The organism is Dokdonia sp., from assembly GCF_039945015.1.
GTDB lineage: Bacteria > Bacteroidota > Bacteroidia > Flavobacteriales > Flavobacteriaceae > Dokdonia.
In genome coordinates, this window is sequence record NZ_JBDUXP010000021.1 from 376,073 (window position 1) to 402,241 (window position 26,169).

Below are 26,169 nucleotides of genomic sequence, written 5' to 3' on the forward strand. Positions count from 1 at the left end.
AGAAGGCAATTATGTTAGAAAAATTACAGATAGTAAAACAACGTTTTGACGAGGTGAGTGACTTGATCATTCAACCAGATATTATTACAGATCAAAAACGGTATGTACAACTTAATAAAGAGTATAAAGATTTAAGAGCGCTTATGGATGAGCGTGTAAAATATATAGAGTATACTGATAATCTTACAGAGGCAGAAGAGATTCTTGCAGATGGGAGCGATGCAGAAATGGTAGAAATGGCCAAGATGCAAATGGATGAAGCAAAAACAGCAATTCCAGAGCTTGAAGAGAAAATCAGAATGATGCTTATTCCTAAAGATCCAGAAGACGCTAAGAATGTCGTTGTAGAAATACGTGCAGGAACAGGAGGAGATGAAGCGAGTATTTTTGCTGGTGATTTATACAGAATGTATACAAAGTATATAGATAGTAGACAAGGCTGGAATCATAGTACTGTAGATTACTCAGAAGGGACTTCGGGAGGATTTAAGGAAATTCAGTTTGAAGTTACTGGAGAAGATGTATATGGAATCTTAAAATTTGAAGCAGGAGTACATCGTGTACAACGTGTGCCTCAAACAGAAACTCAAGGCCGTGTACATACCAGTGCAGCTACGGTGATGGTACTTCCAGAAGCCGAAGAGTTTGATGTGCAAATAGAACCTAAAGATGTACGTGTGGACTTTTTCTGTTCTTCAGGACCTGGAGGACAATCTGTAAACACTACTTACTCAGCAGTACGTTTAACACACATCCCAACAGGATTAGTGGCACAGTGTCAAGATCAAAAGTCACAGCATAAGAATAAAGAAAAGGCTTTTAAGGTACTTCGTTCTCGTTTATACGATCAAGAACTTGCAAAAAAACAAGAAGAAGATGCTGCAAAGCGTAACTCTCAAGTAAGTAGTGGAGATCGTAGTGCAAAAATTAGAACGTATAATTACTCGCAAGGACGTGTGACAGATCACCGCATAGGATTAACCCTGTATGATCTTCAAAATATTGTAAATGGAGATATTCAGAAAATATTAGATGAGTTACAACTCGTTTCTAATACAGAAAAATTAAAAGCAAACGAAGGAGAATTATAATAATGACAACTCAAGAACTGATTACTCAAATTCGTAAGAAACAATCCTTTCTTGTTGTAGGATTAGATACTGATCTAGATAAAATTCCTAAACATTTACTAGAAGAAGAGGATCCTATTTTTGCTTTTAACAAGGCGATTATAGATGCAACTCATGATCTATGTGTAGGATATAAACCTAATATTGCTTTTTATGAAGCTTATGGGATAAAAGGATGGAAATCTTTAGAAAAGACCATTCATTATCTTAATGACAACTATCCAGAACAGTTTACCATTGCTGATGCAAAACGAGGTGATATTGGAAATACATCGACTCGATATGCAAAAGCATTTTTTGAATCACTTAATTTTGATTCAGTGACCATAGCTCCATATATGGGACGTGATTCTGTAGAACCTTTTCTTGATTTTGAAGATAAGCATACTATTGTATTGGCACTTACGTCTAATAAAGGTGCTTTTGATTTTCAGACACAATTAGTAGATGGTACAGAGTTGTATAAGAAAGTACTAGAGACTTCTAAAACATACAAAAATAGTGATCGTTTGATGTATGTTGTAGGAGCTACAAAAGCTACATACTTGACAGATATACGCGCTATTATTCCTGAAGCATTTCTTTTAGTACCTGGTGTTGGTGCACAAGGTGGCAGCTTATCAGAGGTATGTACATATGGAATGACCAAAGACGTTGGCCTTCTGGTAAACTCTTCAAGAGGAATTATCTATAAATCTCAAGGAGAAGATTTTGCTTCTGCAGCACGTGGTGCAGCAAAAGACATGCAAAAAGCTATGCAAGAAATTCTACAAGCTGCATTTTAATTTTCTCATATGGAATATAAAGATCAATTAGAAAGAGTACTTCAATTTTCTAAAGTACCTATACGTATTGTGTCTTTAGTTCCTAGTCAAACAGAACTACTAGTAGACCTAGGATTACGAGATCATATTGTTGGACTTACTAAGTTTTGTGTACATCCAGTAGGTCTTATAAAAGAGAAGCATGTAGTAGGAGGGACCAAACAGGTGCATATAGATAAAGTAATGGCAGTAAAGCCAGATATTATCTTGTGTAATAAGGAAGAAAATACAGAACAGATTGTAAAAGATATGGAAGCTATTGCTCCTGTACACGTATCAGATATTAAAAATCTAGAAGATTCGCTTTCGCTTATTGATATGTATGGAGCTATTTTTGACATTACAAACCGTACTGATATATTAATTACAAATATTCAGAAGAAGTATCACAACTTTACTACGTTAATTGCTGAAATACCTTATAAAAAGGTAGCCTATTTTATTTGGAAAGACCCATGGATGGTTGCTGGTAATGATACCTTTATTACATACTTACTTGACCAATGTCGTTTTAAAAATATATTTGAGAGTATGGATGGACGTTATCCAGAAGTCCAGCTAGAACAGCTTACAAATGTAGACTATGTCTTTTTATCATCAGAACCTTTTCCTTTTGCTCAAAAGCACATGAAAGAAGTAGCGTCTTATACACAAGCAAAAGTCGTCCTTGTAGATGGAGAATATTTCTCTTGGTACGGCAGTAGATTACTTGGGGCGTTTGATTATTTCTCAGATTTGAGAAAGGAATTAGAACTGTAAAAATTTTAATTTCTGATCAAGTTGTAATGCCTCATATGTAAGAACATCACTTAAGCTTGAATCGGTATATTTTACATTGTATGCCTCTTCTGTAAGTCGTTTGTGTTTTCGCTCCAAATACTCCTTAAGCCTCATATGTTTTGAAGGGGTGGTCATGATTGGTTTGTGTAAAAAATTAATACTTTGGGTTATATTAAATTTACGTAAAAAATTGATATTTAGATGTTTAAAAGTTTATAATTATATACTTGTACATTATAACTATCTTTTTTAAAATCATTTTTTTATATAACTTATAGATAAGTAGTTACACGAAAAAAGCCATATTGTCTTTACAATATGGCTTTTGTTTATTAACAATGATACTTTATAATTTAATCTTGTAGCGCAAAAACACGCCTTAATAAATCGGTAGTTCTCGAAGAATATTTTGAGCGTATTTCCTTTTCTTCTACAGCAATCATTTTATACACTCCTTTTAATGCTTCTTGTGTCACATAATCTGTAAGATCAGGATTTACATTATTTGTAAGCGGAATGTTATTGTAACGAGTAATTAGATTTTCCCAAATCTGATCGGCGCCTACTTTTCCAAAAGAGTTTTTAATCACAGGATTAAACTTAGCATATAAGGCTTGTTGTGTTTTTGAAGTCAAGTATTGTGTAGCGGCATCATTACTACCTAGTAATATGTTTTTTGCGTCTGCAAAAGTGATTTCTGTTACTGCATTTATAAATATAGGAGTTGCTTCTTTTACGGCATCTTCAGCAGCTCTATTTAGTACCTTAAGACCTTCATCTGCAAGACTGCTTAAACCAATGTCTCTTAATGTTTTGTCTACTTTTCTAAGTTCTTCAGGAAGTAATATTTTAGTAAGTTGATTCTTATAAAAACCATCTTTTGCTGTTAATTTTGATACTTGTTTGTCTATTCCAAACTGTAAGGCTTCTTTAAGTCCATTCCCTATTTGAGCTTGTGAGAGTACACTCCCACCATCTTGAGGAAGACTATTAACGACTTGTTGCAACTCTGCACAAGAGCTTAAACTAATGGCTAGGCAAAGGATGATAAATTTTTTCATTTGGGTATCTTTGAATATTTTGGTAAAGATATGAATTTAAGAATTTTGATAATACCCGTATTGCTTTTGTTTTTTGGATGCACGCAAACCAATATAAAACCAGAAAAACAATTAGAACCGATTCCAAATACAGATGTGTACCTAAAAGTTTTGGGAATTGCTCAAGATGGTGGGATGCCACATATCAATAATTCACAAGAATATAATGACGTAGCAAATGGTGACCGTAAAAAAGAACTGGTGGTAAGCTTAGGTCTTATTGATACAGAACAGAAGAAGAAGTACCTTTTTGATGCAACTCCCGATATGCCTGAGCAATTGGATATGCTCCATAAAGAACTTATAACAAATACGATTATAGACGGAGTCTTTCTCACACATGCGCATATAGGTCATTATACAGGGCTCATGCATTTTGGACGAGAAGCTATGGGAGCAGATGCTATTCCTGTATATGCAATGCCCAAGATGAATACCTTTCTTTCTACAAATGGTCCTTGGAGCCAATTGGTAGGCATAGAAAATATAAAAATAGTTCCTATGCTTGCAGATAGTAGTATTACGCTTTCGCGAAAGCTAAAGATTACTCCATTCCTTGTGCCACATAGAGATGAGTATTCAGAAACAGTAGGATATCGTATCGAAGGACCAGAAAAAACAGCATTATTTATTCCAGACATTAACAAATGGTCCAAATGGACGACATCGATTATAGAAGAGGTTAAGAAAGTTGATTATGCATTCCTGGATGCTACTTTCTTTTCTGAAGGAGAAATCCCAAGACCTATGAGTGAAGTTCCGCATCCATTTATAGACGAAACAGTAGCACTTTTTAAAGAGGAAGATGCCGCTATAAAGTCAAAAGTAATTTTCATACACTTTAATCATTCTAACCCTGCATTAGACAAACAGGATGTAAAACGTCTAGCACTAGAGAAAGAAGGATATCGGTTTGCAAGACAAGGAGAGATTTTTGGATTGTAGCTGTATATTATATGATTATAAATAAATACCCGTTTTTATTGAATATTACGTAAATTTGCATCCTTAAAACACCCTTTTTTTGAAGATGAAACAAGCTACACCATATACTCCAAAATACAAAGTTCGTATCGTTACTGCAGCCTCTCTTTTTGACGGGCATGATGCCGCCATAAACATTATGCGTCGTATTATACAGAGTACAGGAGTAGAGGTAATCCATTTAGGCCATGATCGAAGTGTAGAAGAAGTGGTAAATACCGCGATTCAAGAAGATGCAAATGCTATTGCATTAACATCATATCAAGGAGGTCACAATGAGTATTTTAAATACATGTATGACCTTCTTCAAGAAAAAGGAGGAGGACATATCAAAATCTTCGGAGGAGGAGGAGGAGTAATCCTTCCAGAAGAGATTAAAGAGCTCATGGATTATGGGATTACTCGTATCTATTCTCCAGATGATGGTCGTGAGTTAGGATTACAAGGAATGATTAATGACCTTGTACAGCAATCTGATTTTCCAATAGGTGATGCACTAAATGGCGAAATAGACCATTTGACAAAAAAGGATTCAAGATCCATTGCAAGAGTGATTTCTGCTGCAGAGAACTTCCCAGAAGTTGCTGCCGAAACTCTAGAAATTATACACGAGAAAAATAAAACTTCATTAACACCAGTACTTGGAATTACAGGAACAGGTGGATCAGGAAAATCATCATTGGTAGATGAGCTTGTACGTCGTTTTCTTGTTGATTTTCCAAAAAAGACAATAGGATTGATCTCTGTAGACCCTTCAAAACGTAAAACAGGAGGAGCCTTATTGGGAGACCGTATACGTATGAATGCGATTAACTCACCAAGAGTATATATGCGTTCTTTGGCAACACGTCAGAGTAATCTAGCACTTTCAAAATATGTATCCGAAGCTATTGAGGTACTAAAAGCAGCTGAGTATGATCTTATTATTCTTGAAACCTCTGGTATTGGACAATCGGATACAGAAATTCTAGAACACTCAGATACGTCTTTATATGTAATGACTCCTGAATTTGGAGCAGCCACACAACTAGAAAAAATCGACATGCTTGATTTTGCAGACCTTGTGGCGATCAATAAATTTGACAAGCGAGGTTCTCTAGATGCATTACGCGATGTAAAAAAACAATATATGCGTAACCATAATTTATGGGATACGCACCAAGATGATCTTCCTGTCTATGGAACGATCGCTTCACAATTTAATGACCCTGGAATGAATACCCTCTATAAGAAGATTATGGAGAAGGTAAACGAGGTAAACGATGCAAATCTTGAATCTACCTTTGAGATTAGTAAAGAGATGAGCGAGAAGATTTTTGTAATTCCTCCAGCTCGTACACGTTATCTAAGTGAGATTGCAGAAAGTAATAGGGGATATGACGCTTTCGCGAAAGCGCAACAAGAAACAGCACAACGTCTTTATGGAATTTATAAAACCATAGAGAGTATTGTAGACTCAAAACCTGCGCTTGATAAATCAGGATTGGATATTGATAATAGTTCGCTCGAAAATGATGCAGACTTAGTTAAATTATTAGTAGCTCAGTTTGACCGTGTAAAACTAGATTTGGATCCTTATAATTGGGAAGTAATTACTGGTTGGGATGAGAAAGTAAATCGTTACAAAAACCCTGTTTATACGTTTAAAGTAAGAGACAAGGAAATTAAAATAGAGACACATACCGAGTCTTTATCACACACACAAATCCCTAAAGTTGCATTGCCAAAATACAGTGCTTGGGGAGATGTTTTAAGTTGGGTATTACAAGAAAATGTACCTGGAGAATTCCCATACACAGCAGGACTTTATCCTTTTAAACGTACTGGAGAAGATCCTACACGTATGTTTGCAGGAGAAGGAGGACCAGAGCGTACCAATAAACGTTTTCACTATGTGAGTTTAGGTATGCCAGCTAAGCGCTTAAGTACTGCTTTTGATAGTGTAACCCTTTACGGAAATGATCCAGGACATCGTCCAGATATCTATGGAAAGATTGGAAATGCAGGAGTAAGTATTTGTTGTCTTGATGACGCAAAGAAGTTATATTCTGGTTTTGATTTAAGTCATCCTATGACTTCTGTGAGTATGACCATTAATGGGCCAGCTCCTATGTTATTAGGATTTTTTATGAATGCTGCAATAGATCAAAATTGCGAGAAATATATAAAAGAACACAATTTAGAGGCAGAAGTTCAGGCAAAAATTGATGCTATTTATAAAGGGAAGACGAGACCAAGTTATCAAGGAGATTTACCAGAAGGTAATGATGGATTAGGATTAATGCTTCTTGGAGCTACTGGAGATCAAGTATTACCAGCAGATGTGTATGCTACGATTAAAGCAGAGACCCTTGCACAAGTAAGAGGAACAGTTCAAGCAGATATTCTTAAGGAAGATCAAGCACAAAATACGTGTATCTTTTCTACGGAGTTTGCACTGCGATTAATGGGAGATGTACAAGAGTATTTTATAGAACAAAAAGTACGTAATTTCTATTCAGTATCGATTTCTGGATATCATATTGCCGAAGCAGGAGCAAATCCAATTACACAATTAGCATTAACACTTGCTAACGGATTTACATATGTAGAGTATTATTTAAGTCGTGGGATGGATATCAATAAATTTGGACCCAACCTTTCTTTCTTTTTCTCAAATGGAATTGATCCAGAATACGCTGTCATAGGACGTGTTGCTAGAAAGATCTGGGCAAAGGCCATGAAGAATAAATACCATGCAAATTCTCGTGCACAAATGCTTAAATACCATATCCAGACATCTGGACGTAGTTTGCATGCACAAGAGATAGACTTTAATGATATTCGTACGACATTACAGGCACTATATGCCATATACGATAACTGTAATTCATTGCATACAAATGCCTATGACGAAGCTATTACAACGCCTACAGAAGAAAGCGTGCGTCGTGCCATGGCAATCCAACTTATTATCAATAAAGAATTAGGCCTTGCTAAAAATGAAAACCCAATCCAAGGGTCATTTATCACAGAAGAGCTTACAGATCTTGTAGAAGAAGCAGTGCTTTTAGAATTTGATCGTATTACAGAACGTGGTGGTGTTCTAGGCGCTATGGAAACCATGTATCAACGTAGTAAGATTCAAGAAGAAAGTTTGTATTATGAAACGCTTAAACATACAGGTGAATTCCCGATCATAGGTGTAAATACATTCTTAAGTAGTAAAGGAAGTCCTACCGTACGACCAGCCGAAGTAATTAGAGCTACAGAAGAAGAAAAACAATATCAAATCACGATGCTTGAACATTTACAAAAAGAGAAAGCAGATAAGATTGATGCTGAACTTTCAAAGATTCAAGATGCAGCGATAGAAAATGAAAATATTTTTGAGCACCTTATGGAAGCTACAAAAGTATGCTCATTAGGACAAATCACAAGCGCGTTATTTGAAGTAGGAGGACAGTATAGAAGAAATATGTAATAGCTTCTTATCTATATTTTTGTATTATAGATTTTAACGTATCAAAATCTATAGGTTTTCCTAAAAATTCATCTAATCCGTTATTTTTGATAAAGGAAGCATCGTCTTGCTTACTAGTGCCAGTTGTAACAGCTATCACCGGTGGTTTCTGAATAGTATATTTGTCTAAGGATTTTATTAATCGAGTCGCTTCTATACCATCCATAATTGGCATGTTTATATCCATTAAGATGAGGTCATAGGTATTCTTTTTAAATAATTCAACACCTATTTTTCCATTGATGGCAAGATCACAGGTGATATTTAATTTTGATAATAGTTTTTCGATTACTTTTTGATTAATCAAATTATCCTCTACAATTAAAGCATGTGTATTCTCTGGATTATTTGAGATAGCAACATCTATTTTTTTTGTAACATCAGTTCTAATTTTATACTCAGCTTTTCTAAGGGCAAGATCAAAATAAAATGTAGTACCTACACCAAGTTTGCTTTCTACCTGTAGTTTGCTCCCCATTAATTCTAATAGACGATTTGATAGTGATAATCCTAGACCAGCGCCATCAAATTTTCTGTTTTTAGAATTGTCTGCTTGTTCAAAAGATTCTAGCAATCTTTCAAAGTCATTTTCATCCATACCTATACCTGTGTCAGATACTATAAAACGCAGGTGTTGTTTTTCATCAGTAATAAGACCTTCTTCTACTAAGATTGTAATTTTTCCTACTTGGGTAAACTTAATGGCATTTTTCATTAAGTTAATGAGTATCTGTTGTATACGAAGCGTATCTATATATACTTTATAAGTTGTATTCCCTTGATTGATATATTCAAAATCTAAATTTTTGTCTTTTGCTTGATACTCAAAAATACGCATGAGCAATGCAATATCATCTTCAAGATTTACTGACTTCTCTTCTATACGGAGTGTGCCGGTTTCTAATTTTGAGTGATCTAGAATCATCGCAATTAGGTCTGATAACTGTCCTGCAGACCGTTCTGCAATTTTAATTTGATCACCTTGCTCTTCTTCTAATGTTTCAGATTTTAAAAGCTGTAACATTCCTTGGATACCATTAAGAGGTGTACGCATTTCATGACTCATTTTTGATAGAAACTGCGTCTTATAATTGGCATTATCTGTTGCTATTTTTGCAGTTATTTCTAGATCTTTTATATTCTGAATAAGTGTTTCTTTTAGTTTTTGATAACTCGCAAATAAAGATTCTATTTCTAAAATTGTATGATCATAGTGTATCTCTTGACTATCTTCAAAATCACTACTTATAAATTGAGTTATATTTTCGTTTAGTGTTTTTACTCCTTTTGTTAGATTTTTTGATAAAAAGAGGATAAGTAATACAAGTATAAATGCCAATAGAACACTTATAATAGATGTTGTAATAAATTGTGTTATTTTTTTAGATTCAATCTCTTTATTTGTAACCGTACTGATATCCGATAAATCTTTATGTATGATGCTGTGTATTGATTTAATCTTCTTGTGCAACCCCACTTCAGAATAATGCCCTATTTCATTATTAAGAGCAACGAAGCTACGGAAGTCCTCTAGATACCCTCTTAGGAGGATGCGCGTACTGTCTTTTAATGTGTTATTTTCAAGTAATTGATTTGATAGGTAGTTAAAATCATTAAAATATTGAATATCTCCCCGTAGTAAAAAATCTTTTTCAAGCGTGCGAAGTTCTAATATTGAAATCTTATCAATAGAAGGATGTGTTGTTAATAATTGTGCCTTTTCTTGCATTCTACCTTCTATACCAAAATTTTTATATCCTCTACGTTCCATTTTGGTAACGAGCGTAAGAACTTCTCTCCGCAATTCTTTAAAATGATTGATTATTGAATCTAAGGCAATTGGAATCCGTACATCTGACGCTTCCAGCTCCATCTTTTTTAATTGCTCAGGCATAGAGCGAAGGTTAGAAAGGTATAGATATAAAGAAGTAGCTTCTGACTTATTATAGAAATCGGGATCTCTATAATCGGTGTAAATAAATGTATTATAGTTGTTTACGCTAGCATTAAATTGTTTTGATACGTCTAGAATTGAGATAGATATTTTTTCGGCGGCAGTATCTTTTCTATGTATATAGAAATAAGAACCAATCCATACCGTTAATGACCCAAGGAAAGCTAAGAAAGAAAAAATCGCTTTGGATCTAAAGGAACTTAAACGTAATTTTTTGAAAAATTGATAACGGGGCATTGTATTATAATTTATCTGTAAAATACAGAAAAAATACTCAGCAAGTATTTTTTAGTATGAATGATAGAAAGTTAAGGTAGTATCAACCTTGCGTAGCATTATAGATTTGTTATTTTTGCAAACCTCTTATACACGTTATGATAAAGTACCTACATGTTTTTCTATTACTCGCAAGTTTTTCGCTATGTCACGCACAAGAGACTACTGATGTTCTTTTGATAATCAATGGGCAAGATGTTACTGTTGATGAGTTTAAAGCAGTCTATCTTAAGAATATAAGCCTAGTTCAAGATGATTCTCAAAAAGATCCTAGATCTTATCTAGAATTATTCAAAGAGTATAAACTTAAAGTTCAAGAAGCTTATGCACTTGATCTTCACAAGAAACCAGCATATATTAAGGAATTAAGTGGTTATAGAACACAACTGATTAAGAATTATTTGACAGATGTAGAGGTTACAGAATCTCTTGTAAAGGAAGCATATGATCGCACAACTACAGAAGTAAAAGCCCGTCATATCCTTGTAAAAGTTACTCCAGATGCAAGTCCGTCTGATACATTAAAAGCATATACTAAAATAATTCAAGCTCGTGATCGTATAGAAGCTGGGGAAGATTTTCAAAAAATTGCAAAAACGTATAGTGAAGATCCATCTGCTGCTTCTAATGGGGGAGAATTAGGTTGGTTTAAAGCATTTAAAATGGTATATGCATTTGAATCTGCAGCGTTTTTAACAATACCTGGTCAAGTATCAAAACCTTTTAAAACAAGATTTGGATACCATATTGTACAAACTACAGATAAGCGCCAAGCTAGGGGAGCTATACAAGTAGCTCATATTATGCTTGCGCTAAAACAAACTGACACCACATTAAACCCAGAAAAGCGTATTCAAGAGATTTATGCTTTACTAGAACAAGGAACATCTTTTGAAAAATTAGCTCAAACTCATAGTGATGATAAAAGATCTGCTGTAAAAGGTGGCATTTTAGATCGTTTTGAATCTGGACAATTAAGTAGTAAGATTTTTGAAAATAAAGTATTTAACATCAAAAATCAGAATGATTATACAAAGCCATTTAAATCTGAATTTGGATGGCATATAGCAAAACTTATTAAAAAGTACCCTATAGGTTCTTATGAAGAAGAACGTAATGCTTTAGAAGAAAAAGTAAAGAGGGATAATAGATCCAAACAAATATCAGATACTTTACAATCAAAATTGCGTACCTATTATAATGTTAAAGAAAATAGTAACCTTCAAGCGTATTTTATATCTCGTATTCCTGATGCCGATTTTTCTACCAAAAAATGGAAATACACTCCACAAAAAAATGAAGAAAATGAAGTAGCCTTTAAAATAAAGGATACAGTATTTTCTTATAAAAGCCTAGGAGAGTACTTAGAAAGGTTTCAAAGAACCAGTGGGTATGCAACTAAAGATGCATTTGTAAAAGATCAAACGTTTATTTGGACAAATAAAATGATCAAACAATATCATGAAGATCATTTAGAAGAAGCCGACCCAGAATTTAATGCATTGATGAGAGAGTATAGAGAAGGCTTATTACTTTTTGAACTCCTAGAAACTAAAGTATGGAATGTAGCAAAAACAGACACTGTTGGTCTTAAAAAATATTTCCAAGAACATAAAGAGGTATATAGAGTACCTGAAACTGTAAATATGATGATGATTACAGCTTCAAAAAAAGGAACACTTTCAAGAATCAAAAAACTGTTACAAAAAGGAAAAACTAGAGAAGAGATTGAAAAGACAATAAATACAGATCAAAAAGTACATGTTCTCTTTACAAATAGAAAAGTAGCAGTTACAGATACAACATATATTGTAAGTGATTTTAAACCATCAAAAGGAATAAGCAAAGTATATGATTATAACAATGATTATGTACTGTATAACGTTACAGAGGTAATTCCATCACAATTAAAGACCTTAGAAGAAACAAAAGGAATTGTAATTAATGATTTTCAAAAAGAAATTGAACATAACTGGTTACAAGGTCTAAAAGAAAAAGCAGATATACGCGTTAATGAAACAGTCTTGAATCGTTTTATTAACACCTTAAAATAATGAGTTTGCAAAAATACATATGGATATTTGTTATTTGCGTAACTACAACTTCATGCGATTTTTTTAATAAAACAACATCAGATCAAGATGTTGTTGCTAGAGTAAATGAATCCTACCTTTATAAAAGTGATATTAAAAAAATATTTGATAATACGGAGTTTTCTATAGATAGTGCTACTGTTGCAAACAGTTATATTAATGATTGGGCTACCAATCAATTACTTTTGGATGGAGCATTACTTAATGTTTCTAAAGAGGAACAAGAAAAATTTGAAAAGCTAGTACAAGATTATCGTACAGATTTATACATAAAACTATATAAAGATAGATTGATCCAACAACGATTGGATAGTATTGTATCTGACCAAGAAGCACAACAGTTTTATGATGAAAATAAACAAAACTTCAGACTTAATGAAGAACTTATTAAACTTAGATATATTCATTTAGGTCCAGATTATAATGATAGTAAACCTGTTGAAAAATTATTTATAGCGTTTGAACAAGAAGATAAAATAGTATTAGATTCTATACGATTACAGTTTAAAAATTATTTTTTAAATGATTCTACTTGGGTAAAAAGAAGTGTTGTACAAGAAGGTATTCAACCTATTAATGCAACAAATGCCGATAAATTGTTAAAAAAAACCAATTTCTTACAGCTACGAGATTCATTAGGATTATATTTGATCGCTGTCAAGGAAACCCTTTCTCGTAATGAGATTGCACCCTTAACATACATACGACCTACAATAGATCAAATTATTAGAAATAAACGAAAGTTAACGCTTACAAAACAACTTGAAAAGGAGATTAAAGATGATGCCATTAAAAACAACAAGTTTGAAATTTACAATTAAAATAGTAGTTGCAATTTTATTGTGTCAGCCAGTATTTGGACAAGATAGTATTACAAAATCATTTACCAAATTTAAGGTAGACGGTGTTGCCGGAGTTGTAGGTGACTATCTTATATTAGAAAGTGATATTGATAAATTCCTTTTTGATATAAAAAGTCAAGGACAATCTACAGCAGAGATTACTCCTTGTCAGATAATGGGTAAACTACTAGAAGATAAATTACTAGCACATCATGCAATACAAGATAGTATTGTAATAAATGATGTACAAATAAATTCAGAAGTAGATCAGATTATTGATCGTTTTGCTCAACAATTAGGATCTAGACAAAAAGTAGTTGAGTACTATAAAAAAGATAATGAGCCAGAATTAAGGGCTGAGTTATTTGCTATTCGTAGAGATATACGTCTTTCAGAAAGTATGAATGAGAAAATTATTTCTAATGTAGACGTAACACCAGATGAGATAAAATCATTCTATGAGAGTATCCCAGAAGACGAACTACCTACATTTGGAGTAGAGTTAGAAATCGCACAAATTGTAGTAGAACCAGAAGCTACAGAAGAAGAACGCCAAAAGATTATAGATCGTCTTAAAGGGTTTAGATCAGATATCCTTGATAATGGAAGTAGTTTTGCAACAAAAGCAGTACTCTATACAGATGATGGAGCTTCTCGTGGAGATGGTGGACTGATGACTATTGATAGAAAAACACCTCTTGTAAAAGAATTTAGAGACATTGTTTTTGGACTACAAGAAGGAGAAGTAAGTGAGCCTTTTGAAACTGAATATGGCTTCCATATTGCAACTTTAGAAAAAATTAGAGGTGATAAATTAGAAATCAGACATATATTATTGATTCCTGAAGTATCAAGAGCACAAGAAGAAGAAGCAAAAGACAAAATAGAGCGTATTAAAAAACGTATTGAAGATGGCGAACTTACCTTTGATGAGGCTGCTCGTGAATTTTCAGACGAAAAGGAAACAAAATATGACGGAGGTGTCTTAGTTAATCCAGTAACGTTAGACAAGCGTTTTGAACTTAATAAGTTAGATCCTACATTGTATACCAAAGTAAATGATTTAAAAGATGGCGAAGTTTCATTAGTCTTTAATGATCCTAGCCGTACCGGAAAGACTCGTTTTAAAATTATGACCGTAAAAAATAGATTAGAAGAGCATAAAGCCGACTACTCTAAAGATTACATTAAAATTAAAGATCTTGCCTTAAGAGAAAAGCAAATTAAAGCAATCTCAATATGGCAAAAAGAAAAGATAGAGGAAACATACATAAAAGTAAATGGTTCAAACCGTGACTGTGAATATGTAAGTAACTGGTTGAAAAAATAAAAAAATATGTCAGACGTAGCTGCTATAAATCAATTAGTAGAAAAACATAAACAACTTAAAGCCGAAATTGCAAAAGTAATTGTAGGACAAGATAAAGTAATAGAAGAAATTCTTTTATCTATATTTTCAGGTGGACACGCCTTATTAATAGGTGTTCCTGGTCTTGCAAAAACATTGATGGTAAATACCATTGCAACGGCTCTTGGATTAGATTTTAAACGTATTCAGTTTACGCCAGACCTAATGCCTAGTGATATTTTAGGTTCTGAGATTTTAGATGAGTCGCGTAAGTTTAAATTTATAAAAGGACCCGTATTCTCTAATATCATCTTGGCAGATGAGATTAACCGTACACCTCCTAAAACTCAAGCAGCACTTCTAGAAGCAATGCAAGAACGTATTGTGACAGTAGCTGGTACTAGATATCCATTAAGCCTACCTTATTTTGTACTCGCAACACAAAACCCTATAGAACAAGAAGGAACCTATCCTTTACCAGAAGCACAGTTGGATAGATTTATGTTTGCCATAAATTTAGATTACCCCTCTTTTCAAGAAGAAGTAGATGTCGTAAAAGCGACGACTACAGATAATAAACCAACAGTAAATCCTTTATTTTCTCAACAAGAGATTATAGATTTTCAACAATTAATTCGTCGTATACCTGTAGCAGATAATGTGATAGAATATGCCGTTCAATTAGTAAGTAAAACAAGGCCTAAAACAGAATCTGCAGCGCAAATCATAAATGATTACGTAGATTGGGGAGCAGGACCTAGAGCCTCTCAAAATTTAATTTTAGGAGCAAAAACCCACGCAGCTGTACATGGAAAATTTTCTCCAGATATCGAAGATGTAAAAGTGGTAGCTACTGGTATTTTACGTCATAGACTTATTAAAAATTACAAAGCAGAAGCTGAAGGATTAAGTATAGAAGATATTATTAAAAGTTTATTCTAGTATTCTCGCTTTCGCGAAAAAAATACAGAGTCATAAAGAATCAAAAGCAACACCTTACTTAAAATAAGAGGTTGCTTTTTTTGATTTCGCAAAAGCGTATATATCATAATTCTCCTATAACGATATCGTAATCTGACGTATTTTTAACATTATTTTACTTTCGCGAAAGCGAAAAATGTCCAAGTTATTTGTGTGTAAGACCTGCTCAAATTGTATAATTTTATATAATCGATAATTTGAGACCTCTTTTTTTGTCATTATGATTTTTTTTTAATGAGATTTTTATTGTTTTCGCTATAAGTTTTTGATCTCTTTATCGACAGATTGACTGTTGCCTTTCTCACTGTGATTTTGTAAATTCGCGAGATTGAGACACACATTATTAACCCATAAATAACCTAATAACACCAAAGCATATGGCATTTGATATAGAAATGATCAAGGGAGTCTACGCAAGAATGGCAGAGCGTGTAGATACAGCTCGTGATCTTGTAGGAAGACCATTAACCCTTTCTGAAAAGATTTTATACTCTCACTTATGGGAAGGAACCCCTTCAAAACCATTTGAAAGAGGTGAAGATTATGTAGATTTTGCACCAGATAGAATCGCTTGTCAAGATGCTACAGCACAAATGGCGTTGTTACAATTCATGCAAGCAGGTAAACACAAAGTTGCTGTACCTACAACAGTACATTGTGATCACTTAATTCAAGCAAAAGAAGGAGCTGGTAAAGATTTATTACGTGCTAATGATGTAAGTAAAGAAGTTTTTGACTTTTTAGAGTCAGTATCAAACAAATACGGAATCGGTTTCTGGAAACCAGGAGCAGGTATTATTCACCAAGTAGTTTTAGAAAACTATGCATTCCCAGGAGGAATGATGATCGGTACAGATTCACATACTGTAAATGCAGGTGGTCTAGGAATGATCGCAATAGGAGTAGGAGGAGCAGATGCTGTAGATGTGATGGCTGGAATGGCTTGGGAACTTAAATTTCCAAAACTTATCGGAGTAAAACTTACAGGAAAACTAAGTGGATGGACAGCACCAAAAGATGTTATTCTTAGAGTAGCAGAAATCCTTACTGCAAAAGGAGGAACTGGAGCGGTTGTAGAGTACTTCGGACCTGGAGCTACGGCAATGTCTTGTACTGGTAAAGGAACAATCTGTAATATGGGAGCAGAAATAGGTGCAACAACATCTACTTTTGGATATGATGAATCTATGGAGCGTTATTTAAGAGCGACCGAGAGAGCAGATGTTGCAGATGCTGCAAACCAAGTAAAAGAACACCTTACTGCCGATGCAGAGGTGTACGCAAATCCAGAACAATATTTTGATCAAGTAATCGAAATTAATCTTTCTGAATTAGGCCCATTACTCAATGGACCATTTACCCCAGACATATCTACATCTGTGGGAACAGCAATGACAGATAGAGCACAAAAAAATGATTGGCCATTACAAGTAGAGTGGGGGCTTATAGGATCTTGTACAAACTCTTCTTATGAAGATTTATCCAGAGCATCGTCTATTGCACAACAAGCATTAGATAAAGGAATTAAAATGAATGCAGAATTAGGAATTAATCCTGGATCTGAGCAAGTACGTTATACAGCAGAGAGAGATGGTATCTTACAAGTTTTTGAAAACTTAGATGCGAGAATCTTTACCAATGCTTGCGGACCTTGTATCGGTCAATGGGCTCGTTATAGTGACCCTAAAAATGCACCAAAAAATAGCATCGTACACTCTTTTAATAGAAACTTTGCAAAACGTGCAGACGGAAATCCAAATACTCATGCATTTGTAGCCTCTCCAGAACTTACTGCAGCTATCGCTATAGCAGGACGTCTAGACTTTAACCCTCTTACAGATTCTTTAATCAATGAAGAAGGACAAGAAGTGATGTTTGAGGAGCCTACTGGATGGGAATTACCACCAAAAGGATTCGATGTAAAAGACAATGGATTTATTGCACCAGTAGAGGATGGAAGTAGCGTTGTTATTACTGTAAACCCTACCAGTGAGCGTTTAGAACTATTAACACCATTTACACCTATCGGAAATGAGATTAATGGAGCAAAATTATTAATTAAAGCTTTTGGAAAATGTACTACTGATCATATTTCTATGGCAGGACCTTGGCTACGTTTTAGAGGGCATTTAGATAATATTTCAAATAACTGTCTTATTGGAGCTGTAAATGCATATAATAAAAAGACCAACTTTGTAAAGAGCCAACTGGACGGAGAGTATGGAGGTGTGCCAGATACACAACGTGCTTATAAAGCTGCTGGAATCCATACAATTGTTGTAGGAGATCATAATTATGGAGAAGGGTCTTCAAGAGAACATGCAGCGATGGAACCACGTCACTTAGGAGTTGCAGCGGTAATCGTTAAGAGTTTTGCACGTATCCATGAGACAAACCTTAAGAAACAAGGTATGCTAGGATTAACGTTTGCAAATGAAGCAGATTATGATTTAATTCAAGAAGATGATACTTTTAACTTTGTAGATCTTAATGAGTTTGCTCCAGAAAAGCCATTAACGATAGAGATCGTTCATGCGGATGGAACAAAAAATACTATTAAAGTAAATCATACGTATAATCAATCTCAAATTGATTGGTATAATGAAGGAAGTGCGTTAAACTTAATCAAAAGAGAAAACGGGGCAGCCTAATTCAAATTATATAGTTTACAATAAAAAAGCTACCCAAACGGGTAGCTTTTTTTGTAAGAATATACCTAAAGTTACGACCTATTTTGAAACTACTCCCTCCACATGACTAAAATTTGGTTTCTTGAAGATATAAATGTATTTGGGATTCTTTGCCCTCATAAATTCAAACGCTTTAAAAAATCTCATACCTTCTCTCAATATAAGAAGAGAGATTACATCTACTTAGAAGAAGACACGGCAAATAAAGTATACCTTATTGAAAAAGGAAAAGTAAAGCTTGGCTATTATGGCGAGAATGGTGAAGAAGTCATTAAAGCTATTTTAACCAAGGGAGAACTCTTTGGGGAAAAAGCCATTCTAGGTGTAGAAAACTGTAATGAGTTTGCACAATCTATAGATCATAATACCTCTATTTGTCCTGTTCCTGTTGAGACTATGCAAAATTTAATGAGAGATAATGAATCCTTTAGCCTTAAGGTGTATAAGTTTTTAGGACTGCGTTTCAAAAAACTAGAACGACGTCTTGAAGTATTGCTATTTAAAGACACCAAAACACGCGTTATAGAATTTATAAAAGAGCTTGAGGATGATTATGGGCATTGTTGTCCAGAAACTGGAGATACCGTTATAAATCACCCATATACGCAAAAAGATATAGCCACATTAATAGGAACATCTAGACCTACACTTAATACAATTTTAAATGAATTAAAAGCAGTAGATATCCTTGATTTTAATGGGAAAGAGATCCGTATGAAGCAAATTGATTAATACGTATCTTGTACTAGCTTAACAATGAATTAATCATGAAAAGGAAAAAACTAACTATTAAAAACATCTTGTTTTTAGTGCTCATTGCTTTACTCATTATCCCACAGACTAGAAAACCTATTCAAGTAGCAGTAAATAGCCTAAAAGTTCAGCTATTTTCTCCTTCCGCTTTCGCGAAAGCAAACCAAACCCAGCTAGAACCTTTTACATACCAAGTAACTTCTATAGATGGACTATCTCGTAACGCAAAAATTGGACAAGGAAAAGTAACCTTTATAAGTTATTGGGCTACTTGGTGTCCTCCATGTATTGCCGAATTACCAAGCATAGAAAAACTATATGCAGACTATGGTAATAAAGTAGATTTTATATTGATAACGCAAGAGCAACCTGATATAGTACGCCGTTTCTTAGAGCGAAAACAACTTAATATTCCAGCCGTATTACCACAAATGCAAACGCCAGAACAACTTTTTGAACGAAGTATCCCTACCAATTATATCATCGATAAAACAGGAAAAATCGTTATCAAAGAACAAGGCGCAGCCGATTGGAATAGCGATAGTGTACGTAAGACATTAGACCAATTACTGGCAAGTTAATTCTTAACAATGACTTACTTAGAACTGGGTATGATTCTTTACAGGAAATTGCTCAGGGATATCTTCTAAAGATTCTCCTAGATTTTGGCGTAAGTCAATTTCAATTCCCCTTGCTATCGTTGAGATAGGAACATCATTTGCAGTTCCTTCAAAAGGATTCTCACCAGTTCTTCCTATTCTTTCCATTGTATGAAAAACCCAAGCTACAATCACATAAAAAGGAATAGATAACCAAACAAATAATTTTCCAATAAACGGACTTTTTCCCATAATTTCTTGCCCAATCTCTGCAAATTGAGGAACAAGAGCGAGTGGTAATAAGAGAACAAAAATCCACATAAAAAAATGATTAAGTGTTGCAAATTGCCTCGGGTACGGGAAATTCTTAATACGTTCACTTTTCCCTTGTAAATTAAAAAGTTCTTGCATAATACCTTCTAATTCTAAGAATGAAAACTCCCAGATAATCCCTTTTCCTTTAAGGGCTTTTAGGTGATGAGATTGTAAATATAATAAGGCAGTTTGCTTATTGTTTTTACTCATGATGTATGCCATATCCGATTCAGATATATACGGAAGAATGTCTTTATCTAATGTTGATTCTTTTTCGGGAGGAAGTATATCCCATTCTTTATTTGTTCTATGATTTGAAGTTGTTTCCCATGGTTTTGGCATTCGCATTGCGTGACGCAAAGCGGTCATCCATGCAATGTGTCTATAGGTGAGTGTTTTGATTTCTTTTTGTAGTTCTTCTTCTTTAATAGGTACTTGCGCATGCTCATTTGTAATCATATCTTGAAGATACATTCCTAATGTTCTAGAAGTATTTACGATACCACCCCAAATTTTGCGAGCTTCCCAAATTCTTCCATATGCTGCATTGTTTTGGAATCCTATAACAAATGCGACTGCAGTACCTATAAGTGCAAGTGGAGTCCAAGGTATTTTTAACCAAGTGATCTCTAAGAAATAATGTGCAGCCACCCAAGCAGTGATAATTACTATGAATAAAAAGGTCTCAAAACGAGTCCATATTGCCATTTCAAGGGCAGTATATATTTTTTTAGTGTGCATATGGTAAAGATATAAAATATGAGTACGCTTTCGCGAAAGCGCACATAAGATCATTCACATCTTTGAACAAGTGTATTTTATTGGAAGTCATTTTCTTTTTGATACAATGCATAAAAAAATGCCTTGACGCGAGCATCAAGGCATTTTTATGTGCGAATCACTCTATTTTATGAATGATGTAGCATATAATCTTACTTTAAAAAGTCTTCTTTACTTTTTAAGTCCATTGCTGGTAAACCAGCTTTATCCATATACTTTGTAAACTTAGATAAACGCTTACTTGTAATCTTTTCTAAATCAACTTTTGCTTTAGCAAATCGATCAGAAAGTAGTTTGAAGTTCTCTAATTGTGCTTGACTTGGTGCTTCAAAATTTGCAGCAACATCACTGTATAATGTTCCTAATTTTTCTCTAAGTTGAGGCGGTGCAGAGTCTACATAATTATCACCAGAAGTAATAACTAATGTGTTCTTTAATGCGTTAAGCTCGTCAATAAGTGGTTGTGCTACCTTTTTTGCTTTTGGATTTGCTTCTATTGCTTTTTCTCCACTTGTAATCATACCATCCATTTTATACACCATATATGCAAGGTCTTCTTGTATATTAAATAGGCTAGTAGCTGTCGTATATTGTGCTTCACGCTCTTTTGCTGTAATAAAAGATTTAGGATCGTTCTGTATTGTAAACGTAGTTTCATACGTGTCTTTCCCTTTTTTCATAACAGCTTTATAAGTACCTGCTTTTGCTCTTAATGGTTGGAATGCTCCAAAGCTTAATGTTTTACCAGCTGCATTTTTAGGGGCTTTAGATGTGTAATTCCAGTTTACAATATTAATTCCTTTAGATTTTCCAGGAGATAGAGTAGAAACTTTATTACCGTCCATATCTTGTATTTCTAATGACATTTTCCCAAACGTATGACGTTTCTTTAAATAGTACTTTAACTGTAAAGATGTACCAGGGTTTCTTCCTACAAATTCAAGTTCTGTACTTCCTCCACCAAAACCACCTTCTTCTACCATAGTACCGGTCTTGGTATCAAAGAAATGTACTTTTTTTGTTAATACATCTTGCGTCACTTGTCGTAATGTACTAATATCATCAAGGATGATCACACCACGTCCGTGCGTACCAGCGACCAAATCATTTGTCTTCTTTTGAAGATCAAGAAAGTGAATGGCTGTGTGGGGAAAATTGTTGGTAAAATGAGACCAATTTTTTCCACCGTTTACAGTAATATATAATCCGTCTTCTGCTCCTAAAAAGAGAAGATCTTCATTTTCATAATCTTCCTGAATGTTACGAGCAAATAAAGGAATATCATCTGTTACAATACTCGTCCAAGTAACTCCATAATCTTTTGTTTTATATACATATGGTTTCATATCACCACGCGCATGTCCATCAAACACAGCATATGCTGTTCCTTTTCCGTGTACACTTGCTTCAATATGATATACCCACGTATTTGCAGGAAGCCCCGTAATATTTGCTGTTACATTAGACCAATTTTTTCCACCATCTCTAGTTATTTGCACATTACCATCATCTGTTCCTACCCATAATACTTTTTCATCCATAGGAGATTCAGCTATCGTAAAGATAGTTGTATGCTTCTCTGCTCCAGAAGTATCATTAGACAATCCTCCAGATTTTGTAGGTTGTTTTGCTGGATCATTTGTAGTTAAGTCTGGTGAGATAATATTCCAAGTATCTCCCATATCTTCACTTACGTGTACATATTGACTTCCCATATAAAAACGATCTGGTTGGTGTGCACTTACGGTCATTGGAGCATTCCAATTAAAACGTAAATCATCATATCCAGTTACAGCAAGTGGCTTTACATTTTTTGTATAGTTACGTTCCATATCATAACGCCATACATTGTCTGCACCTTGCATTTCAGAATATAATACTTCTTTTGTAGGGTGTTTTAATACTCTAAAACCATCACCTACACCTACACGTACCCAATCACGAGCTTCTATACCTCCAGGAGAAGAAGAAGGACCATACCAAGAACCATTGTCTTGTAAACCTCCGTAAATTCTATAAGGCTCGGCATCATCTACACTTATATGATAAAACTGAGATAATGGTAAGTTACTTACAATTTCCATAGTTGTCCCTTGATTCCAAGAACGGTAAATTCCTCCATCGGTACCTACGTGCATCATATCAGAATTATTAATATCAAAAACGATATCGTGGATATCTGAGTGCATATTACCTAAGGCAACAAAAGTTTCTCCTCCATCTTTAGAGATAGAACCACTTAAACCACCTTTTACTACTACATCTGGATCTTTTGGATCTACTACAATTCTAGAGAAGTAAAATGGGCGTACTGTCAATGCAAAATCACCATTTGTTTTTTCCCAATTGGCACCTGCATCGGTAGAGCGGTATAACCCTTTGTCCTTTTCTGATTCTATAACAGCATATATACGATTAGAGTCAGATGGTGCAACAGCAATACCAATACGACCTAACATTCCTTCTGGAAATCCATTATGTATTTTATTCCATGTTTTTCCTCCATCTGTAGATTTGTGAAGTCCACTACCAGTACCTCCTGAGTTAAAATCCCATGCAGTACGTCTGTGGTCCCACATAGATGCATATAATACATCTGGGTTATTTGGATCCATCATAAAATCGGCAGCTCCTGTTTTTTCATCTATATATAAGATGTTATTCCAAGTCTTTCCTCCGTCTGTAGTTTTATAGATTCCACGTTCTGTACTATCACTCCACAAAGCTCCTAAAACGGCTACATAGACAACATCACTATTTTCTGGGTGTATTTCGATACCAGAAATACGTTCTGATTTATCAAATCCCATTTTATCCCAGTTGACACCTCCATCTTTAGATCGGTATAAACCATCACCTATAGAAACAGAGTTACGTGTCCAGATTTCTCCAGTTCCAACCCAAATGGTTTTATCTGGATCATTTGGATCTATAGCAACTTGTCCTATAGATTGGATATGTTCTTCAAAAATAGGAGCATAGGTAGCTCCTCCGTCATTAGACTTCCATACACCACCACCAGCAGTACCAGTATATATAATTTGAGCATTAGTTGGATGTACTTCCATATCGATGATACGACCACTCATAAGAGCTGGTCCAATCTGTCTGGCAGTAATATCTCCAAATAATTCTTTTCCCTTAAGAACGATCTCTTGGGCACTTCCTAGGAAAGTAAAGGATGCAAAGAGGCATCCTAAAAAAATGTTTTTAGTTTTCATGAGAATTCTGATTGATTAATTTTGGTTATCCTTTTCGCTTAAAGCGAAATAAAAAAACCTCAATCTTTACGACTGAGGTTTTATATATCTTTATATATTATTCCTGTGTTGGAAAAGCAAACATTTCGTCTGTTACTTTTGGGTTCAGCTCTATACTTTTAATTTCAATAGCTTGTCCTCCAAAAACAGTTCTTGCAAATGCAAAGTATAATCCTTCTCCTTCTTCCTGTCCTTCTCCTAATACTTCTGTATAATCACTATACGTATCTTTTGAGATTTGTCCTTTTGTAGGCCCTTGTTGTACTTCTGTTGATGTTTGAATTGGAACAAAGTTTTCAGTCTCAAAGTAATAAGTAGCTTTATTTTCTACCATCTCTCCGTCAATTTTTACAGGGTCCATAGTAATCTGAACCTTAAATGTATTTGTTCCATCAATGATTTCTTCTCCTAAAAGTTCGATTTTGTGTCCTCTTGTTTTATAGTCTAAGAATGGTGTAGGGAAGCTTTTTCCTGCTAATATTTTAAAGTTCTCTGTAGATTCAGAATCTACTTTTTCTGCTTGTTGTGTTTGGAAATTTGTCGTCCAAGCTACTTCACCGTCAAAAGCTAATTGTGTAATTTCTTGACCTTGTAAGTTTATTTTGATCATTTGACGACCATCTTTCATCTCAATAATAGTAACAGGAATTTCTATTCCTTGATTTACTACAGCATTTATTTGCAGTCCTTCTAAATTGCCCCATGCTTCTTCACCACCGGTATTCTCAAAATAGTTTGCAACAATTTCTTCTGCAGTTTGTGCTTGCGTAGGGATAGCAACTGCAAAAAATAGAACAGCAACTAATAGTTTAATCGTTTTCATAAAAGTATAATTTGTGTAATTAAAGTTTGATGTCTAGCCATAAGACTATATAGTGCTGTTTTTGTTACATCTTTTTGTATATTTTTTTGATTTTTATGAAATCGTATTTCTATATCTGATGTTATTATATAATCTTGGAAAATTTTTACGCTAACGTTATCGTAGATTTCCTGTTATAATTTTATGTTTAAAGTCCTATTCTTTTATCTTTATAATTTAAGAATAGCATGATATGAAATTTGGAAAAGTTGATGATCCCTCAGCAATAGATTTTGAGTTACCTCAAGATCATATAGATACAGAAAGAGTCTTACGGAGTTCTAAAGAAAGCTCTCCTTTACAAGTATATGTAGGGTGTGCCAAATGGAATAAGCAAGATTTAAAAAACTTTTACCCTCGTGGGACTAAAGATGAATTAGGGTATTATTCCAGTCAGTTTAATTGTATAGAGCTCAATGCAACCTTTTATAGATTGTTTCCAAAGGCACAATATGAGAAGTGGTATGATAAAACGCCAAATGGATTCAAATTTTTTCCAAAAATCACAAATAATATAAGTCATTTAAAACGCCTTATAGACTCAGAACAATTCATACCAGAATACCTTGATCATACATTAGCATTAAAAGAAAAGTTAGGTACTATTTTTTTACAAATGCATAATAACTTCCAACCTAAAAATTTTGATCGCGTAGATAATTTTGTAAATCATTGGCCTTCCCATGTCCCTATTGCATTAGAGTTTAGACATACAGATTGGTTTAATGATCCACAAACTGCAGATCGTTTATATCATTTGCTTGAAGAAAATAATATGACAAATGTACTTGTGGACACGGCTGGTAGACGTGACATTATGCATATGCGATTAACAAATAATGAAGCCTTTATACGATTTGTAGGTGCAAATCATGAAAGTGATTATACACGCTTAGATGACTGGATTGTTAGGCTTCAAAAATGGATAGATCAAGGATTAACTAATATACATTTCTTTATTCATCAGAATGTAGAGTTAGAATCCCCTTTATTATCTGCTTATTTTATAAAGAAACTCAACAAGGCATTACAATTAGACTTAAAAATTCCTGAGACTTTATCAAAACCTTCACCTAATACACCGACTTTATTTTAA

General features: G+C 34.2%; 19 protein-coding genes. 13 read left to right on the forward strand and 6 right to left on the reverse strand.

The window, feature by feature from the left end; genetic code table 11:
- Positions 1-11: 11 nt before the first annotated feature.
- From prfA to ABJD27_RS17870, 3 genes are read left to right on the forward strand one after another with little or no spacing between them, the layout of a single operon-like run.
- A complete protein-coding gene (gene prfA / locus ABJD27_RS17860; RefSeq protein WP_348166588.1) occupies positions 12-1,091 on the forward strand; it encodes a peptide chain release factor 1 in 1,080 nt (359 codons plus the stop codon).
- A gap of 2 nt (positions 1,092-1,093) precedes the next feature.
- Positions 1,094-1,915, forward strand: coding sequence for an orotidine-5'-phosphate decarboxylase (pyrF, locus tag ABJD27_RS17865; protein ID WP_348166590.1), 822 nt, complete (start codon positions 1,094-1,096; stop codon positions 1,913-1,915).
- Between the two features lie 9 nt (positions 1,916-1,924).
- Positions 1,925-2,713 (forward strand): helical backbone metal receptor, encoded by a 789-nt coding sequence (locus ABJD27_RS17870; RefSeq protein WP_348166593.1) that lies wholly within the window; start codon positions 1,925-1,927, stop codon positions 2,711-2,713.
- Here the strand turns inward: ABJD27_RS17870 and ABJD27_RS17875 are convergent.
- Positions 2,702-2,869 (reverse strand): Lacal_2735 family protein, encoded by a 168-nt coding sequence (locus ABJD27_RS17875; protein ID WP_348166595.1) that lies wholly within the window; start codon positions 2,867-2,869, stop codon positions 2,702-2,704. The two genes, ABJD27_RS17870 and ABJD27_RS17875, sit on opposite strands and share 12 nt — an antisense overlap.
- A gap of 218 nt (positions 2,870-3,087) precedes the next feature.
- On the reverse strand, positions 3,088-3,795 hold the full coding sequence (locus tag ABJD27_RS17880; protein WP_348166598.1) for a DUF4197 domain-containing protein: 708 nt from the start codon (positions 3,793-3,795) through the stop codon (positions 3,088-3,090).
- A 30-nt stretch (positions 3,796-3,825) separates the two neighbouring features.
- Between ABJD27_RS17880 and ABJD27_RS17885 the strand changes: the two genes are divergently transcribed.
- Together ABJD27_RS17885 and ABJD27_RS17890 are read left to right on the forward strand one after the other, a co-directional pair.
- Positions 3,826-4,779: an MBL fold metallo-hydrolase gene (locus ABJD27_RS17885; protein ID WP_348166601.1), complete on the forward strand. Its 954-nt coding sequence runs from the start codon at positions 3,826-3,828 to the stop codon at positions 4,777-4,779.
- Positions 4,780-4,864: 85 nt separating this feature from the next.
- Complete coding sequence (locus ABJD27_RS17890; protein WP_348166604.1) at positions 4,865-8,281, forward strand: methylmalonyl-CoA mutase family protein; 3,417 nt, start codon at positions 4,865-4,867, stop codon at positions 8,279-8,281.
- Between the two features lie 7 nt (positions 8,282-8,288).
- Here ABJD27_RS17890 and ABJD27_RS17895 read toward each other — a convergent pair whose 3' ends face one another.
- Complete coding sequence (locus ABJD27_RS17895; protein WP_348166607.1) at positions 8,289-10,511, reverse strand: ATP-binding protein; 2,223 nt, start codon at positions 10,509-10,511, stop codon at positions 8,289-8,291.
- A gap of 137 nt (positions 10,512-10,648) precedes the next feature.
- Here ABJD27_RS17895 and ABJD27_RS17900 point away from each other — a divergent pair, with 137 nt between their 5' ends.
- From ABJD27_RS17900 to ABJD27_RS17930, 7 genes are all read left to right on the forward strand, one after another.
- Positions 10,649-12,604, forward strand: coding sequence for a peptidylprolyl isomerase (locus ABJD27_RS17900; RefSeq protein WP_348166610.1), 1,956 nt, complete (start codon positions 10,649-10,651; stop codon positions 12,602-12,604).
- Positions 12,604-13,464, forward strand: a complete 861-nt coding sequence (locus ABJD27_RS17905) for a peptidyl-prolyl cis-trans isomerase (protein ID WP_348166613.1) — start codon at positions 12,604-12,606, stop codon at positions 13,462-13,464. Before ABJD27_RS17900 ends, ABJD27_RS17905 begins: the two co-directional genes overlap by 1 nt.
- A complete protein-coding gene (locus ABJD27_RS17910) occupies positions 13,448-14,815 on the forward strand; it encodes a peptidylprolyl isomerase (protein WP_348166616.1) in 1,368 nt (455 codons plus the stop codon). Before ABJD27_RS17905 ends, ABJD27_RS17910 begins: the two co-directional genes overlap by 17 nt.
- 6 nt (positions 14,816-14,821) lie before the next feature.
- Positions 14,822-15,775 (forward strand): MoxR family ATPase, encoded by a 954-nt coding sequence (locus tag ABJD27_RS17915; RefSeq protein ID WP_348166619.1) that lies wholly within the window; start codon positions 14,822-14,824, stop codon positions 15,773-15,775.
- Positions 15,776-16,191: 416 nt separating this feature from the next.
- On the forward strand, positions 16,192-18,465 hold the full coding sequence (locus ABJD27_RS17920) for an aconitate hydratase (protein WP_348202080.1): 2,274 nt from the start codon (positions 16,192-16,194) through the stop codon (positions 18,463-18,465).
- Positions 18,466-18,567: 102 nt separating this feature from the next.
- The gene (locus ABJD27_RS17925) at positions 18,568-19,236 is read left to right on the forward strand and encodes a Crp/Fnr family transcriptional regulator (protein ID WP_348164811.1); all 669 of its coding nucleotides are present in this window, start codon (positions 18,568-18,570) and stop codon (positions 19,234-19,236) included.
- 35 nt (positions 19,237-19,271) lie between these two features.
- A complete protein-coding gene (locus tag ABJD27_RS17930; protein ID WP_348164814.1) occupies positions 19,272-19,838 on the forward strand; it encodes a TlpA family protein disulfide reductase in 567 nt (188 codons plus the stop codon).
- 18 nt (positions 19,839-19,856) lie between these two features.
- Here the strand turns inward: ABJD27_RS17930 and ABJD27_RS17935 are convergent, their stop codons facing one another.
- The 3 genes from ABJD27_RS17935 to ABJD27_RS17945 form a co-directional block, all read right to left on the reverse strand.
- Positions 19,857-20,912 carry a bestrophin family ion channel gene (locus ABJD27_RS17935; RefSeq protein WP_348164817.1) on the reverse strand — a complete coding sequence of 352 codons (1,056 nt, stop codon included), beginning with the start codon at positions 20,910-20,912 and terminating at the stop codon, positions 19,857-19,859.
- A gap of 191 nt (positions 20,913-21,103) precedes the next feature.
- Positions 21,104-24,172, reverse strand: coding sequence for a hypothetical protein (locus ABJD27_RS17940; RefSeq protein ID WP_348202081.1), 3,069 nt, complete (start codon positions 24,170-24,172; stop codon positions 21,104-21,106).
- Between the two features lie 97 nt (positions 24,173-24,269).
- Positions 24,270-25,034: an outer membrane lipoprotein-sorting protein gene (locus tag ABJD27_RS17945; RefSeq protein ID WP_348164823.1), complete on the reverse strand. Its 765-nt coding sequence runs from the start codon at positions 25,032-25,034 to the stop codon at positions 24,270-24,272.
- Positions 25,035-25,266: 232 nt separating this feature from the next.
- On the opposite strand from ABJD27_RS17945, the gene ABJD27_RS17950 reads away from it, so the two are divergent.
- Complete coding sequence (locus ABJD27_RS17950; protein ID WP_348164826.1) at positions 25,267-26,169, forward strand: DUF72 domain-containing protein; 903 nt, start codon at positions 25,267-25,269, stop codon at positions 26,167-26,169.